The organism is Sporofaciens musculi (genome assembly GCF_009830285.1).
GTDB lineage: Bacteria > Bacillota > Clostridia > Lachnospirales > Lachnospiraceae > Sporofaciens > Sporofaciens musculi.
The window spans coordinates 243,573-260,880 of record NZ_WUQX01000003.1; the positions used below are offsets into that span (position 1 = coordinate 243,573).

Below are 17,308 nucleotides of genomic sequence, written 5' to 3' on the forward strand. Positions count from 1 at the left end.
GAGGAAAAGAATTTGCATGTAACAGCAGGGAATATAATTACCCATCTATATTATGCAGTAGCGGCGGACGGCAGACTGCTGATCTTGTCAAACTTTAATGAAGATTTTATGTCTGTGGCGGGTTTATGTGCCAATATCGGCTTAGGGACGGAATCTGTTGCAATCATAGAGAATGGGAAGTATATAGAGACATTTCCGCCGGCAGCGGAGGTGGATAACTATCAAGTAAAGATACAAAACGGACGCGAGTGTCTGTATCAGGGTGTGAGCCTGTCAAGACTTATCAGTAGAGAATACCTTTTTATTGAGAAAAAGAACTGGGAAGAGCAGTTGTATGCCTATCTGATGAACCAGTTTGAATTTCCAATCCTGCGCCGCTGGATCCCGTATGTGACAGAGGAAGCCATGGCAAAAAAGCTTTTACACATATCGGAGATGAAGGTGATCGGGGAAACAGGGCTGTTTGACGGGTATGAAATCTGGCATTCAGAAATGACAAATGAAGCGCTTCTTTCCATTCTGCAGGCGGGTCTGTCAGATAAAAAGATCCATATTTCAGAACAGGAGCAGCGGCCACTGGATTTCTCAGATATGGACGATTATTTTAACAAATACGGGCATACGCTGGTTGATAACCTGGAAAGACTGCTGAAGCCATTGACATCGATGAAGGATAAAGTGGAAGAGCTTACGTTTATCGGCAAGAGTTTATACCCACAGCAGGCGGCTGTCGTGAACGGCGCGGTTGAATGTCTGAAAAAAAAGAAATATGCATTTCTCATTGAAAGCATGGGAGCAGGCAAGACCCTTCAGGGGCTGGGGGTTGCTGAGGCTTTTTTTAACCAGGAGTATCTTAGGAAGCATTCTGAAAAGACCGTAAAGGAGGTTTATACGGACGGCAGGCTGATAAAGTTCAGGGTTATCATCATGTGTCCGGCGCATCTGGTACATAAATGGGAGGAATTTATCTATGAAGAAAGTCCTTATGCGAAGGTAGAGATTATTGAAAAGCTGTCACAGCTGACTGCTCTCAGGAAAAAGGGGAAAACTCCGGCAGGGAAAGAGTATTATATAGTCGGGAAAGACACCGGGAAATTATCCTATGCCTATATGCCGACTCCAACCCAAATAAAGGTTAAGAAGCCTAAAGTGCCTGTATGCAGCCATTGTGAGAAGGAGTTTCTGGCTGACCTGCGGTCATCTTGTGGGTGCGGGTGCCGTAAATGGGAACTGATGGAACAAAGAGAGGCCGTAAAGGGGATGATATGTCCGAAATGCGGTGAAATACTTCTGGCTGCAGACGGATCGGGAAGTATTGATGAGACGACAGGTGAATACAGAGTCCTGATGCCGGAGAATTTTGCCCAGCAGAACAGTGCGAACCGTTTCTGCCGGTGCTGCGGGGAGATTCTGTGGATGCCGGCCTGTGAACCGGTTGACAACAGGATTATGTATTGGAAGCCGAAGGAAAAGCCAAAGAAATGGAAGAAAATATCACACTATGCGAACCGTGCCATGAAAGGCAGAAAATCTGTATGGGTTATGAAGGGCAGAGAAATGCTGTACAAGGAGCTCAATCAGCTTACAGACGAAGAGATAGAGGAGATGGACATCTATGGGCCAAGGCGCTTTGGACTGACACGTTATATCAAAAAGTATCTGGCCGGGTATTTTGATCTGGCGATTTTTGATGAAGTACAGTCTTACAAGGCAGGCGGGAGCGCACAGGGATATGCCATGCACGACCTGATAAAGGCAAGCAGGAAACAGCTGGCACTGACAGGAACAATAGCAGGAGGATATGCATCGGATCTTTTTTATACGCTGTTCAGGCTGGATCCTGGCAGGATGCGGGCAAAAGGCTATCGGTACAGCAGTGCGGGAGAAAGGAGGTTTGTTGAAAAATACGGAACGGTGGAAACGGTCTATGAAATCAAGGAAGGGGGGAATTACCATTCAATGTCGCGCGGGCGGGTGATAACACCGCAGCGCTGTCTGCCGGGCATATCCGTGCTGATCTTTACAGAATTTTTGCTGGACACGTCCTTGTTCCTGGATCTCTCAGACCTGAGCAGATATCTTCCGAAGCTATATGAAGATGTGGTCATCGTGCCTTTGGAGAGCCGGATATATGAGGAGTATTGCCGGGTAAGGGCATGCATGAAGGAGGAAATGAAAGAGAGGAGCGGAAAACTAATTATGGGGAGTTTTCTGCAGTTTTCTCTTTCTTATACGGATATGCCGTATAACCGCGGATCGATACTTTCCCCTGCGACAGGGGAGATGATTGTAGAACCGGAAGACTTAAGCTGCCTGATAGAAGAGGGAAAGCTTCTTAATAAAGAGCAGAAGCTGAAAGAGATTGTAAGCAGGGAGCTTGGCGAAGGAAGAAATTGCTTTATCTACTGTGAGTATACCGGAGAACGGGAAAGATCCATATCCTATCGGCTAAAGAATGTTTTAGAACAAACCTGCGGCCTGTGCGGGTATGAGGTGGTTGTGATAGAAAGCGCATATCCCGCCGCAGTAAAAGGGAGGAGTGGATGCACCAGAAGGCTGCGGAAGGCGCCAGGGTGTTCATCACAAATGCGAAATGTGTTTCAACCGGACTCGATTTTGCATTTGTTTATCAAGGAAAAAAAATATAACTATCCGACAATTATATTTTACCAGCTTGGGTATGACATGATTACAATCTGGCAGAGCAGCCGCAGGCATTACCGGCTGAACCAGACAGAAGAATGCAGGACATACTATCTGGTTTCAGAGAGGACCATTCAGATGGATGCCGTTGAGCTGGTGGCGACGAAGGAGGTTGCGACCAGTTCCATACAGGGACATTTCTCGGCGGAAGGGCTGTACACAATGGCACGCGGGATAGACCCGCGCGTAATCCTTGCGCAGTCTGTAGCGGATAAAAGCGAAAAGAAAGAGCAGGGATTAAGGAAGATGATGGATGTCCTGAATGAACGGAACAACCAGGGCCGGGAAACGGCCAGCTATAAAAAGATGATGGTTTTTTCTGAACTGACGGGTTTAAGCGAAGTCCCCGTCCTGGATGACCCGTTCGGCGAATATGAAGCAGCTACGGGACGGGACATACTGGATCTGGTTTTTGCTTTCGACAACCATAATGCAGGGGAGCCGGAGGATATCACCCTTAAGCAGGAAGAAACAGTGGATTCAGAAGAGCCGGAGGATACAGAGCTGAAAGAACTTTTAGAGTTATTATTTTTTTAGGAGGATAAGATATTATGTTTAAAATGAAAGTACACAGCGGGGCATTTGTAGAAACCATGAGAAAGGTATCAATCGGAATACCCGTATCAAGCCAAAAAAGTGAAAGTGACGGGGTAAAGATTGTTTTTTACAAATCGATTAAGGGAATGCCGGATATGAGCAAGGGGATCTTCCTTGCCTTTGACGGGAAGGTTCAGGCAGTGAGCTCTATGGATATCAGTAATGTAACTGCTGATGTAGAAGAAGCGGAGGTACATATCAGCGGGAAGAAAGCGCTTGCTGCTGCAAATGCGTATGCGGCGCTGGATATGGCCCTTGAAATCGAGATTGACAAGGATGTGAAGATTTCCGCGGCAGGAAATAAAGTAACCCTCCCGCTTGGCCAGAAAATCGTGGCGTTAAAGCCGGATGGCCGGCTCCTGCAGGAAATTGAGATGCATACGGAGGATTTTATCAATTTCGTGAACTTTGCCTCCAGCTGCTATGGGGAAGAAAAAGGTAGCCGCGGTCTGCATTGCGTTGGAATCCGTATAGATCCGGAAAAGAAGGTCATGATAGGGGCAAGCAGCAACGGTACTCGCTGCGCTTATGCAGAATCCCAGAATGTCACGTTCCGCCCGGTTAAAAATAAAGAGGAAGGGGCGGCCGACAATAAAGTCATTACTGTGGTGATAGAGGGCAAGACTTTGAGAAACGCAGTAAAGAATCTGGAGAAGAAGAAGGTGACCATAGGGATTGACGCGAAAATGCTGCGGATAAAATGCGGCAGCGATGTGGTTATGATCATGACACAGGAGATTCCGTTTCCGATGGATGCGATACTGCAGGTGATGGACAGGACTAAGCGGGTGGGAGCGTGGAAAGCCCGGCTGACCAATGTTCTTCAGGCGCTTGCAATCTATGAAATTACAATGGAGACACCCTGGCTGGAAATTAAAAAGCAGGGGGAGACGCAGGTAATCCTGCAGGGAAAGGACGAGCAGTCAAATGCCGCTGTAATCTGTGCACAGGATGGGGACATACAGACAGTGGCAGTAAATGAAAAAGAATTCAAGAACAGCCTGTCCGTTTTTTCAAAAGAAAAGGATATTATCATAGAAACGATGTCGGATAAGATGCCGATTGTGATGCGTCAGCATGAAGATGATAAGAATAAGATTTTTCTGATGCCGGTTTCAGAATAAAACGGTGTATATTATCTGTTTGTTAATTTTTTACCAAAATGGGAGAATTTGTACTATATTGGGAGAAAAAGGATTCATTTGTAGATTCCTTATATTTCCGGCTATGTGCGTAGCTTGCAGTTATCTACTTTTTCGTTTATGATTTGGATAAGGATAAACACATGTGATTTATACAAATTTCATATAATGGAGGAGGCTTGCACTTGAAGATTTTTTGTGTAGCCGAACGACTTGCTGTCCCTGCGAGGAGGCTGGGCGTTATGGCTCTGGCTGCGTCAGCATCGGAGTGGGACTTTATGACAAGCAGTCCCGGTGAATCCGGGGTCTTTAATTCTTTGATCGCAAAGATGAAGGATATTGGGGCTTCCGGATATGAACTGATGTTGACACTGGGCATTATAGGGCTTGTTTTCTCAATCATCTTTACGGCGGTATCGCTTCTGCTTACAAGCAATGCCCAGAAGAAAGAGGAGAAAAAGAGCCATGCGTTAGTCATATGTTTAGCCGGAATTGTTATTTTTTCAGTTTTTAGCATCATCGGGTTTTTTAAGTCGATTGGCACAGGTTTATAACATGACAGGACCTCCGGGTCCTGTTTTTTTTCATTTGGAGGTGGAAGAGATGTCCAGGTTAGGTGTATTCCCGATACCGGGGGAATTTAAGAGTGAGGACAGATGGTTCCGGTATTTTAACAGAAAACAGGCGCTGGTGCTGGTAGTCAGCGGAATCATTGACTATAGGGTGCTTATGGGGGCAAGTGCGAAGGGGATGCTGGTTCCTGCACTTATAGTCATGATATTTTTAACCCTGCTGGTGATGGGGATCGTCATGATCCGCCTGCCGGTGGATGCAATGTTCTTAGCCGGCGGAGGGATCACGATTGATGAATTGATCTTCCGGATTTTCTACCGGATGATACACGGGGAGATTTATGTAAAAAATTATGACGGTAGAGACGGGGAAGAACTATGAGAAGCATGATGAAAAGAAAGCAAAGAGGGCTTTTACTTCTGCTCCTTTTGGTTTTGCTTGCGGGGGCAGGCGGGTGTGCAAAGGAAGGCGGGGAAGATCCCTTTGATTTCTCGAAAATTGAGCCTAAAGACCTGAACCCGTGGACCTATGTGGAGGATACTGCGCTTTCTGAAAGCGGCCCCCTTACAGACCTTGCAGCCTCGTCCTCAGAGCTTGGAATTACCGTAGGAATCATGGGGATTGTGTTTTCTGTATTTTATATGGTGATCCGGATCTGTTTTATGCGTAGCGCGGCAGCGAAGGAAGATGTAAAACGTGAGGCGCTGATGAAAGGGATGATTGCGATTATGCTGTTCAGTATCCCGTTCTGGCTTGCGCTGTTCAAACAGTTTGCAGATTTATTAGTGTAGCAGAAGAGGGAGAGACATGCAGATAATAAACGATTTGGTAAGAAACATACAGATGATTGCGGCTGCGGTTATTATAATCCTTTTATTATTTGGCGGTATTGGAGTATATCTGTTCCGCACAAGAAAAACGGCGGCCGCGGAGAAGGAGGTGGATTACTCTGAGTTCAGGAGAAAGGATGTTATGGAGTACGTGAAGCTGGATGATGTTGCAGAGGATATGCTGGTTTCAGATAATGGCAGGCGGTTCATTGCGGCAATTAAATGCCAGGGTTTTTCGTTCGCCGATGCCGAGGTAGAGGAAAAACTCCAGACGATCCGGGGCTATGTGACATTTTTTAATGTGCTTGATAATAACCCGATTCAGTACCGGCAGTCGGCCCGGGATGTAAACCTTGACGGACTGATTAAAGACTATCAGGAACAGGCGGCAAGGCTGCAGGAACGCCGTTTTTCCCTGAATCTGGACTATACCGATACAAAAGAAGAATCAGAAGCGCCGGATCTCCTGGCAGAGGATTATAACATCTATTATGAGAAATTGAAACAGATGCAGAGGGAACTGATCTCATTAGGCTACCAGATTGACCAGTTAAATGCACAGATCCAGTATATGACGGCCATCTCAGGAGAAAATGCGGAGGCAAAGCGGGAGGAGATATACGTCTTTGACTGGCAGTACAACGCGGTTGACTTTTCCTCTCAGACGCTGGAAGAGCAGGAGGTCTATCAGCGTGCGGAAGCGCAGCTTAAGGAAAAGGCAAGCGCATATATCACTGCGCTGCGAAACTGCGGAGTCCATGCCAAACGGATGACCGGTGTGGAGCTCTTAGAGGAGATCCGGAGATACACACATCCGGTCTCGGCAGCAAAAGGGACTGTAGAGGATATTGTTCAGTCAGCGTATGACAGTATCTGTGTTTCCAGTGATTCATTAAAGGAGCTAGAAGAAGCAGCGAACAGGAAGATTGTGGAGAAAATCGTACAGGAGGTCCGCACAGATGCAGGAAGGAGGCAGAGCCATGCGAGAATTACTAATCCATAACCGGACAATGTTTTTTATGGTCATAGCAGGACTTCTTATAACCGCTTTCATATTGGCAGTAGTCCTATGCCTTGCGCTTCATAAGAAAAAGGACAGGCTGGTAGAGGATATCAGGGAGCAGAGGCTTAAGAAACGGGCGAAGGTTGCGGAGGCGAGAAAAGTAGTGTCGCCGGATGGTATCAACCCGAACCCTATGTCCTACACCGTCATACATGACGCGGGACATGATATCTATGTCCGGAGCTTTACAATAGATACGCTTCCAAAGAGGACAGTGTTCGCATCTACTTTTCCGGCACTGTTCAATTTTGACCGGATGACAAGCTCTGTTTTCATTGAGCCGATTGGGGAAGGACGGGCTTCACACCTTCTTGACGGGCGTATCGTGGAGATAGAAACGAACATGATTACGGCAGAAAAAAATGCGGACAGGAATCAGCTCAGGAAACTGAACGCGAAACTTAAGGATGCCGAAGTCTGGGCGCAGAGGATTGAGACAGGCGATAACAGCCTTTACCATGTATATTTTCTTTTTACCATTATGGCAGAAAATCTCGAAAAGCTGAACCGCAGGACGGACGCTTTCCGGAATCTGGCAAAAGAAAAGCAGATTACCATATCCTGCTGCTATTCCCTGCAGGCGGAGAGCTACCTGACAGGCATGCCGCTGATGTACCGCTATCAGGCGGCGGCAGGGCCCATCCGTTCCAGCGGATTAAAGCGACATACACTGGACAAGCTCAGCGTGGCAAGTATCTTCAACCACACGCAGGACAGTTTTTTCCATCCCCAGGGGATCATTATCGGGCGTAATATGAGTACAGGCATGCCGGTGGCTTTTGATGTCTATGAGAAGAAGCATAACGGCTATAATATGGTGTTTGCAGGGATAACCGGAACTGGGAAATCGGCCTGCATGAAGATACTGGCATCCAGATACATCACAAAGAACGGATACCGTTTTGTATGTATTGACTCCCAGGCGAAGGGGAACCGGGGTGAGTACGCAATGCTGGCGGATATCATGTGCGGCACAAACTACGAGATAAAGAATAATGCGGGGAACGTTATCAATCTGTTTGATATTGACAAGGAGGAAGAATGGTCGGAAATCAGCGGTACATATGAAGTGCTTCGGCTCCAGGACAAGATAGCAAATGCAAAATCCGATCTGATGACATTGATTCAGGGCGGGAAAGAGCCGGCGGAGTTTTCGCTTGTCACCCACATTGAGAGGATCGTTACGGATATTATTGCAGAATTGTATGAGGAAAAGGGAATTTATGACAATGTGGTGGAATCCTTGTATGAATCCGGCAAGGGGCTTAAGAACGGTGTCCTGACAAGCGGAAAGATAAGAAAAAGAATGCCGGTGCTTACGGATTTCTATAAAAAGGCGCTCTTGAATGACAAGGTAAATACGATTTCAGAACATAAGAAGGCATACCGGATTATCCTGGACAGTTTAAAGGATCGTGTCCGCGAACTGTATTACTGCCCGGAGTGCATGGCCTTTTATAGCAGGGAAGAATGGAAAAAGAACAGGGGGTGCTCCTGCAAGGGGAAAATATTAAAGATTCACGGCTCAAAGGCTTATTATGACGGGCAGAGCACAATCAAGATCAGGGAGAATGAATGTTTTACAAACATTGATATTTCCCAGCTCCCGGAGTCTGAGCGGCCTATCGCGCGGCAGATTGCATTAAGCTATTTAAATGAGCAGTTTATCAAGACGAATGCGACCAATCCGAAGAAGACCCAATGCCTGGGCGTAATCGTTGACGAGGTACACCAGAACTTCAACATGAAATCAGCGGTTGCCAGCCTGGATTATGTGGCGCGTACTTCAAGAAAAAGGCTGGTTTCCCTGTGGACGGCAACACAGGCGCTGAAGGACTATGACTGCTGCAGGGAGACGGAGGCGCTTTTAAAGCAGGCGGCGGCAAAGTTTGTATTCAAGCAGTCGTATTCGGACCGGAAATGGGTGCAGGAGGCCCTGAACCTGACAAACGGGCAGACAGACCGGGTGTTGGAGCTGGGCGGAGACCCGGATGATGATTCCGGCAGCCGGAAAGGGGAGGTCTGCATTGTGGATAACGGAAAGGTCTGTTTTTGCAAGCTAGACTACCTTCAGGCGGCTGAGGCGGTGTTCGTAGAGACAGATCCCCGGATTATACAGCAGATGTATGCATAACAGAGGGGCGAATATGAAATATAAAAAGAAAAACAGGAGAGCGGCATGTGCGGTATGCGTTCTCCTTATGATCCTGATGGCCGGCAGCATGGGAGTATATGCCACGGAACTTCCGGATGATTTTACAGCGGGGCAGGACAGCCTGGATAATGATGTTGACCAGGCGAACGAAGACCGGTTTTCAGGAAGATCCCCATGGCTTGACAATGCGGATGAAACGATATATTCAGACACCGTGGATGCGGCAGACGAGGTGCAGGATATCGAGCCGGGGGAGCCGGGGATGGTGGAAAAGTATCTCTCGGAGCTGATCCGGAATGCGGCAAGCAGCCTGATCTCGCTGATGGAGAAGAATCTTGGGGCAGGGCTGGATCACATTATTTATGGCCGTGTGGGGAGCGGGAAACCGAATTCTGTGAATATATTTGCCTTTGAGCTGAGGTCAGGGAATCCTTATGGCGTGACCGCTTCGATATGCTACGCATTGATCCGGAGCATGTCGTTTGTATTCCTGGGCATTGGCTTTGTATACCTGCTGGCTAAGAGCGCCTGGACGGGGCAGACGGCGCAGAGCCGGGAAAAGGTAAAGGCAGGCTTTTATTCCATGGCAATGAAATTTGCTGTGCTGACGCTTATGCCGTATGTTTTTGATGTTGTCTTGTATGCCAGGGATGTAGCGCTTTACGGCATTAAGAGCGCCACAGGGGAGATGATAACCGGAGGTGCGACGCTTTCTCTGGCGAAGGCGTTTTTGATCAATGCGGAAAGGACAGGGAGGTTTATTGATTCCCTGATGTATCTGGGAACGGTGCTGCTTACCCTTTACTTTGCGGTTTTATATGTGGCGCTGGCGATTGACCTGCTGATCTGCTTTGTGGCATTTCCCATTATGTGCCTGATGCATTCCCCCAAAAGAGACCTTCTGGGGAACTGGATGATGAATGTATTGTCAGATATCCTTACTCCTGTGCTGGATGCAGTGCTCTTACTGGTGCCGCTCCTGGCCAGTATGATGCTTGCCGATGTGATTAAGGGGATTGCAATCATTCAGATGATTATGTGTATGCTCATTATTCCCTCACGGAACCGCATTAAGGTCCTGCTTGGCGTCCAGAGCAATGAGCGCGGAGGGTTATTCGGGGTTATGGCGCTTGCAACGCTTGGCCGCGCGCTTACAAATAAGGCAAAGAGCGCATTCGGCCGTGTTTCCGATATCCATTCCGACCTGCAGAAAAGCAAAATGCATAAGGAACTGGCTGAAAGCGATGAAGAGGAGAGGGAGTCGCTGCTTGGAGGATACAGCCAGAATGGGGAATCTTTGAAAGGGTATTCCCAGGACAGATATGAAGATAAACGTCCGGACCAGGGCGGGCTTTTGGAGGAAGTGGATTCTTCTGACCTGGAACGTGCAGGGGGACGTTTTGATGGGGCAATTATGGATGATGGGACTGCTATTTCTGATTATGAGTCAGGGTCTTTGGAGGAGGACGGATTCGATGAAACGGAAGCCCTCAAGGCACAGGGAGATAAGGAACATCCGGGAATCAAACCTTCGGAAATTCCTGCGGGTGGGGAGGGAAACGATACCGTAGGAGCACAGGCCGAAGGAAACTTTGCTGTGAATGAAGAAGAACCGCATGGCGGGGAAGGTTCCCTGTCAGGGGCTTCTTTTATCGGTGACATGGAAAGTGAAGGCAGCACATCCGTGGAATCAGACCAAATGCTTACGAAGAATGAGGCTCTTAGGAAGCTTGACCGTGCCATGGAACAGAAACAGGATACCATTGACGGGTTGCGGGCGCAGAAGGCGCATTTCCAGAGCGAAGAAAAGAGATTCGCAAGGGAAAAGCTAGAGTATGAACAAGGCTCTGAGGAGAAACAGGCACTGGAAAAGAGACGGGCGGAAGCAGCGCTTCGGGCAGCACAGACCGAGCAGAAAATTGCAGGACAGCTGCGGGATATGAATATGCTCCGGAATCAGGCGAAAGCAATCCGGGGCGGACAGGGCGGCGCGGTGCCAAGTGCCTTTGATGATGCAAGATCTGAGATCATCTGTAAGCGTGCTAATATCAATAACTTTGAACAGCCGGAGTTTAGAAATGCACTTTCCAATGAACAGCTTAAGAAGCTGTACAGGCAGAGGGCGGTTTCGGGAATTGTAAAAGGAACTGCTTCTGTGGCCGGCGGCATGGCGGGCGCGGCCTTTTTAGGAGGCGGGAGCATATTCATGCAGCCATCGACGGCGGCGATGGCTGCAGCGGCCGGCGCACTGGGAGGCACAGCAGCCGGAAACGGAGTAGCAGTCGCGGCAATGACAGGTACAAAGGCGGCCAGGAACGCTGTGGGAACTGCTATAATGGCAGGTACGAATACAGACGGAAGTGCAGCGGATATTGCCGCATACTCTGCCGGTGCTGTGGCCAGGAACGGGAATGCGGTGTATAACGGCATTTATCGGGAACCTGTGGTAAGAGCTGCAGCCAGTGCTGATTTTAAAGCGGCTCACGGCGGGGCAGATGTTTCGCCGGTTTTCCCGGCAACTTCAGGTACGCCCGGACCGGACAGTCATGATGCCGGACCGGAGACGGTACTGCCTGAAAAACCTGAAGTGAGGATTCCAGACGCAACGAACAAGGCAGCTGCTGTTGCGGCGCAAGGCGAAGCGGCCCTCCGGAAGATCCAGGCGGAAATAGAGCGGGACAGTACAGAGGCGCTGAAAAAGATCATTACATCTTCCGGAGAACTGCGTAACAGCGCGGCGCTGATTGCCCTGAAAAAAGCCAATATTGAGACGGAAAAGTACAGGGCAACGGTCAGGGAGACACAGGGGATTAAGCTTACACAGCGGCAGGAGCGTACAAAACGCATTGAACTGCAGACAGAATATATGACGGAAGAGGTCATGAAGAAACTCAGCTTACAGCCAGATTATGAGAAAGGAACAGAAAGATACCATTCTGCAAAAGAATCCATCCGGGAGAAGATACGCACCATCATTGAGAAGCAGAATAAGGATATTTTCTAAAAAAATATATGGGAAAGAGAAAAAAATATCATAGCCCTTTTTCTGGTGCTGGCGGTGATCTTGCAGCTGTCAGGATGTGAATTTCCGGGAGATGATAATATGTACGGAACGGCCAATGTATCCCCGCTTGTGGAGCGGTGGAGGCCGTATGTGCAGGAATTTGCGCAGAAATACGGGGTGGGAGAATATGTTGAGATCCTGCTTGCCATGATCGCACAGGAGTCGGGAGGGGATTCTGACAGGTATCCTGATATTCTCCAGTGTTCCGAAAGCGCGGGCATGGCGCCGAACAGTATCACAGACCCGTTGGTGAGCCTGGAACAGGGAATACGGTATTTTGCGGCCCTGGCGGAATCTGGAAAAAAGGCAGGGGTAGATATGGATACGGTCATCCAGTCTTATAATTTCGGGGGCGGCTACTTAACCTATGTCCGCGATCATTACGGAGGAAAGCATTCGGAAGAAGCGGCCCGCAGCTTTTCAGGCATGATGGCAGCCAGATCCGGGTGGAGTAGCTATGGGGACGTGAAATATGTAGAACATGTCCGTTCTCATATGCATGCGTCTTCTGCCGGCGGCGCCATGGAAAACTATGAAGCAATGTATGCGGTAATGAAGGAATATGAAAATGTGCCCTATGTATTTGGAGGAACTTCAAAATCGGGGATAGACTGTTCCGCCATGTCACAGAAGCTTTATCAGTCTGCAGGCATATCCCTGCCAAGGACGGCGCAGGATCAGTATGATGCCGTTTCCCATATCAGTGAATCCCAGGCACGCCCCGGCGATCTGGTCTTTTTTACTGCTACATATGATGCGGGGACGTTTATTACACATGTAGGGGTGTATACCGGAAACGGGCAGTTTTTTCATGCGGGCGGAAACCGCTGTCAGTTTTCTGTGTTGTCAGGATATTACAGGGAGAAGCTCGTGTGTTTCGGAAGAAAATAGATAAAAGGAAGATAATATGAGAAGAAAAAAGATAGTTTTAATGTCTATCATCGTGCTAAGCCTGTTGATATTTATGGCAGCTGCACTCTTTATCAGTATGCCGGGTGGGCAGGTGCAGGAAGATGATACAGAGGTGCAGGCAGAAGAGAGGAAAGAAGATGAGCCCACTGTCGAAGAAACCGTCCGTAAATTTGCAGAAGTATTATATACATACGATACGTCGGAGCGCATGTTTTATGAAGGCGCCGAGGAATATATGACGCAGGAGGCATATGAAGCCATTGTTCCGATGTCGGATGGAGAGGATGGTGAGTTCCCGGCAAACCGGATGGTTTCAGAATTAAAGGAGCTGACCTGCTATTTCCGTACCATAGGGCAGGGGAGGGCAGAATCGATTGCGGTGGTGTGGTACAGGCTGTCCGGCTCCGGAAATTTCGGGATCCGGCAGATCGTGGAGTTATCGCTGGTGCAGGAGGCTGGATGGAAGATTGACAGGTGTACGGTACTTGACACTATGGAACAGTAAAGGAGGGCCGGTATGCAGGAACAGATGGAAAAGCTGTATATATTATGCGGGCTGTCCAGTGAGGCCAGTGATGACATCTGCGGTGCGCTTCAGGAAACGGCCCGCGCAAAAGGGTTTGAGACTGTGTGCGTCAGCAGATACCGCAAAGAGGGAATCCGGCAGTATGTAAGTGAACATCCGGAATTCCGCCTCCTGGTGCTGCAGGAAGCAATGCAGAGCAGCTATCCGTATACAGCAGAGGAACTGGCAGAGCTGATGGATGATTATAACCTGAATATCGTCATTTCCCTGCGCAAATCCCACCGGGCGAATACATACATGAAAGTGCTCTATACGGCGGGCATATTGAATGCGCTGTACGAGGAGGACGCAACGGCCGAGAATATCATGGAAAGGATCCTTTATCCAAGAACCCGCCGGGAGTGCAGGGAGTATTACCAGATATCCACGGCGGCAGACGCCATGCGTTCCCTGGAGATCGTGGATGAAGACCGTATGAAGGGATACCTTTCCTATGTGGAGGAGACGAAAGACGAAGAAGAGATTATAAAAAAATATCATTACGTTGCAAATTCTCTAAAAATCATAGAAAATATATACTTAGTTGAGCATTTTTCCGAGAGGGTAAAGGATACGCTTGGTTCTGATGAAATGTATCGGCAGGTAACAGGAGTAAAAGAAAAAAAGAGGCGGCACTGGCCTTTTAAGAAGAATCAGGAGCTTCCTCCCAATCTGAAGGTTCTCAGGCAGCCGGAAAAGGAGATCTACCCAAGGGCGCCGTCCGCTGCGAAGGAAAAGGAAATCCCGCGTGCAAAAGAGCACGAGGTGGCGGACATGATTGATGAGGACATTTCTGATTTGCTTGGTTTTAGCGCGGATGAAAAGGATTTCCCGACAGGGGTTCTTGAGGCGCTGCCAAAAGAGGAGGACGCAGAAGAAAAAGGCGCCTTTAGTAAGGCAGAAAGGAGAAGGCTGTCATTTCGTGCGATAGCCTTTGGCATAGCGCTGATCTTTCTTGCAACTGTTATCTTGTTTGGATTTTTCCTGTATTCCGAGCACCAGTCAAAGGAGACGGGGATACCGGTGATTTCCCGCTATTCGGAAGAAAGCGGCAAAAAGGATATGAAGGCTGCCGGTACAGATGAAGCAGGGCATGCGGCAGATCAGGCAGTGAAAAAGAGGGAGAGACAAGAGAAAAAACAAGATACAAAAACTGCTGACCGTAATTTGAAGGATATTACTACAGAAAAAACGGACAAAGGACATGAAACACAGGAACAGACAGCACAGACAGCAGCGGCAGGCAGGTCGGGGCAGGTGCCGGTCTCAACAGAAACATACAATCCGGTGCAAGACCAGCAGGTGGTTTCTGCGCCACAGGCCGCCGCAGGAGAAGGACAGACATATAGCGTGGATATTGCAGAAAACGGGCAGCCATCTGTGCCGGAACAGCAGGAGCCGCCGGCAGTTTCCTATCAGGGGAAGATCGTTACCGGGGCAGAAGCAATCCAGATAGCCTATGCCAAAGAGGCAGAGGGAGTAAGCCTGTATCTGCAGACAAGGGAAGACGGGGAAGGAATATTCTGTGCAGATGTTATTGCCCAGATGGTAGATGGGACGTGCAGCTACCTGATACAGGAGAGCGGCACAGAGCAGATATCTTTTATCCAGCAATAGGGAATTTGGAGGGCAGTGGAACGAAAGGAGCAAGTCATATGACAGAAACGCCGTCAATTGAAATGATTTTAAAGGACCTGGAGAAACTTAGTGAACATGTAAAAATGTATAATACAGGGGCTTATCCCGCTTTTTTCTTCAACTGCACACGGTGCTTCGGATTCAGGATATTTTAGATATGCAGCTTAGCGATTTGTATTTTTGGGAAGACGGCAGTATCAAGCTTCTTCCGGAGCTCATGTATGCGGGAGAGACTATTGAGCTTGATGAGAACGGGCGCAGGGAGCTTGCGTGGTATGCTCTGCAGCGGATCGCTGTGTGCCAGGCGCAGGAGGAGGCATTGGATGACTGGCTGTGCGTCAACAAGCAGGGAAAGCAGCTCCAGCTACAGGCGTACCGCAAGATGCTGGAGCGTACCAGTGCGGAGCTTGGGTTCGGGGAAAATTATAATGTGGGCTACCTGCACAGCCTGTATGGATATCTGGCTATCGGCTGCGGAAGGAAGACTATAGACGAAACGGCAAAGGAATACCGTGTGGCGCGCTATTATCTGCTGAACAGGATATTTAAGGGCAGAAAGATACAGTATCTGGAGGATGTGATCCAACAGGTGGCAAATATTGAGGAGACGCAAGAATGACATTGGAGAAGGTATATAGTGAATTGATGGATCTGTACAATACCAGCGGAAAGGAGTTTTTCACAGAAGCAGCCGCTTTTCTGTCAGACTGTCTGCCGGGCAGGGAGCATACAATCCTTGGCCGGAGTGAGGAGGACGGATGGAAGCTGGCGGCCTCAACGATCCGGGATCCGGATGAGACAGAATTCCTAAGGAGGGCCGCCGGAAAGGAATATAAAGATAACGGAAAAGAGTTTTTCTGCTTTACGTCACAAAGGCAGGGAATTCGCAGCCATCTGGCAGTAACGCTTTCGGTCCGCCGGCGCGGGACTGCCGGGTTATGGATTATAGAGAGCCAGGCGGGAGAAAAAATTAATCCGGATAAGTCGGTATGGAGGATAGGGCAGCTGATGGCCTTTTTCTTACAGCTCTCACAGGATGAGAGGCTGCGGGTTTTAAACAGATATCTGGACGCCGCGACGGGACTGCCCGGCAGGATGTATTTCAGGCAGACGGCGGGCAGGATTCAGGAACAGGGGCACCAGGTGATCCTGTGCGGGTTTCGGTGGGATAAATACCGGGAGGGAATCCGCCTGAAAGGCTCCGAAGAGATGGGGGAAAGGGTACGGCAGCTTGCTGTGAAGGTTGCATCCCTTGAATTGGGGAATCTGTATGCATTGTCTGAGGACACCATTGCAGTCATTTCCATAGCGGAAAGGCAGGAAGTGTATGCGCGGATGGAGAGCATCCTGGAAGAGGACGGGATGGGGAACGTAATAAAGGCAGTCATGATGCGCCCGGAACCAAAACAGGAGATTATTACGGAGATGGAAGAACTGTTCAGCATGTGCAGTCCGGGGATTATCTGGTACAGGATGCAGGAGAAGGAGAGCGTATTCGCACCGTTTCTGAAAGCGGCTTCCCCGCAGAAAGAAGAGGGGAGCGCAGAAATAAATGAAGCAGGGGCAGACGGGAAGGAGGACCTGATGGAGGAATTTTTCAGGTCTCTGTGAAGAAAGGATGGTTTATGGGATATTGGAGATGGGCAGGCCTTTTCATGGCCTGGCTTCTTATGGCGTGGATCCCTTTAAGTCCGGTACATGCGGCAGATAAGGCTAGACAGGAAGATGTCTATGATTCCCTGCAGGAGAGTATAGAGAAGAACTGGACGGACGGATTTGAACATCTGGAAGCAACAGATGAGATAGAGGTGAAAGGGCCTTTGATGGAGCGGATTCTGCGCAGCATTGCAAATGTCTTTTACAGGCATTTGGTGGGAATCAAAGGGTGGTCTTTGTTTATCGGTGTGATTTCGCTTGTAGTCGGTGTGTTTATCGCGGTGACTGCGAAACTGAATAAAAAGCTGAGGAGATTCGCGATTACTTTTTTTGTGGTAACAGTACCGTTACTGCTGATTATTTTTACATTTGGCATTACAAAGCTGGTCAGTATATTTATATAGGAAGAA

Annotated in this window: 14 protein-coding genes; all 14 read left to right on the forward strand. The window is 48.7% G+C overall.

The features are described from left to right. The first annotated feature begins 12 nt into the window (after window positions 1–12). The 14 genes from GN277_RS29000 to GN277_RS29065 all read left to right on the forward strand — a co-directional run bounded on the left by GN277_RS29000 (window position 13) and on the right by GN277_RS29065 (window position 17,302). Entirely contained in the window at window positions 13–3,240 is a 3,228-nt protein-coding gene (locus GN277_RS29000; RefSeq protein WP_159757920.1) for a DEAD/DEAH box helicase family protein, read from the forward strand. Window positions 3,241–3,254: 14 nt separating this feature from the next. Beyond that, window positions 3,255–4,424 (forward strand): hypothetical protein, encoded by a 1,170-nt coding sequence (locus GN277_RS29005; protein WP_159757923.1) that lies wholly within the window; start codon window positions 3,255–3,257, stop codon window positions 4,422–4,424. Window positions 4,425–4,627: 203 nt separating this feature from the next. Further along, window positions 4,628–4,996 carry a hypothetical protein gene (locus GN277_RS29010; RefSeq protein ID WP_159757926.1) on the forward strand — a complete coding sequence of 123 codons (369 nt, stop codon included), beginning with the start codon at window positions 4,628–4,630 and terminating at the stop codon, window positions 4,994–4,996. A gap of 49 nt (window positions 4,997–5,045) precedes the next feature. After that, window positions 5,046–5,396 carry a hypothetical protein gene (locus GN277_RS29015; protein ID WP_159757929.1) on the forward strand — a complete coding sequence of 117 codons (351 nt, stop codon included), beginning with the start codon at window positions 5,046–5,048 and terminating at the stop codon, window positions 5,394–5,396. Between the two features lie 5 nt (window positions 5,397–5,401). Beyond that, window positions 5,402–5,806 carry a hypothetical protein gene (locus GN277_RS29020; protein ID WP_159757931.1) on the forward strand — a complete coding sequence of 135 codons (405 nt, stop codon included), beginning with the start codon at window positions 5,402–5,404 and terminating at the stop codon, window positions 5,804–5,806. Between the two features lie 16 nt (window positions 5,807–5,822). Beyond that, entirely contained in the window at window positions 5,823–6,848 is a 1,026-nt protein-coding gene (locus tag GN277_RS29025) for a hypothetical protein (protein ID WP_159757934.1), read from the forward strand. Then, window positions 6,805–9,042 (forward strand): VirB4 family type IV secretion system protein, encoded by a 2,238-nt coding sequence (locus GN277_RS29030; protein WP_159757937.1) that lies wholly within the window; start codon window positions 6,805–6,807, stop codon window positions 9,040–9,042. Before GN277_RS29025 ends, GN277_RS29030 begins: the two co-directional genes overlap by 44 nt. 13 nt (window positions 9,043–9,055) lie before the next feature. Beyond that, window positions 9,056–12,067 (forward strand): hypothetical protein, encoded by a 3,012-nt coding sequence (locus tag GN277_RS29035; protein WP_159757940.1) that lies wholly within the window; start codon window positions 9,056–9,058, stop codon window positions 12,065–12,067. A 45-nt stretch (window positions 12,068–12,112) separates the two neighbouring features. After that, complete coding sequence (locus GN277_RS29040) at window positions 12,113–13,018, forward strand: bifunctional lytic transglycosylase/C40 family peptidase (protein ID WP_159757943.1); 906 nt, start codon at window positions 12,113–12,115, stop codon at window positions 13,016–13,018. A gap of 16 nt (window positions 13,019–13,034) precedes the next feature. Beyond that, on the forward strand, window positions 13,035–13,544 hold the full coding sequence (locus GN277_RS29045; RefSeq protein ID WP_159757946.1) for a hypothetical protein: 510 nt from the start codon (window positions 13,035–13,037) through the stop codon (window positions 13,542–13,544). A gap of 12 nt (window positions 13,545–13,556) precedes the next feature. After that, entirely contained in the window at window positions 13,557–15,221 is a 1,665-nt protein-coding gene (locus GN277_RS29050; RefSeq protein WP_159757949.1) for a hypothetical protein, read from the forward strand. Between the two features lie 151 nt (window positions 15,222–15,372). Further along, complete coding sequence (locus GN277_RS29055; protein ID WP_159757952.1) at window positions 15,373–15,861, forward strand: hypothetical protein; 489 nt, start codon at window positions 15,373–15,375, stop codon at window positions 15,859–15,861. Further along, a complete protein-coding gene (locus tag GN277_RS29060; RefSeq protein WP_159757955.1) occupies window positions 15,858–16,853 on the forward strand; it encodes a hypothetical protein in 996 nt (331 codons plus the stop codon). The genes GN277_RS29055 and GN277_RS29060 overlap by 4 nt, the downstream gene beginning before the upstream one ends. Beyond that, entirely contained in the window at window positions 16,850–17,302 is a 453-nt protein-coding gene (locus tag GN277_RS29065) for a hypothetical protein (RefSeq protein WP_159757958.1), read from the forward strand. Before GN277_RS29060 ends, GN277_RS29065 begins: the two co-directional genes overlap by 4 nt. Window positions 17,303–17,308 lie beyond the last annotated feature (6 nt).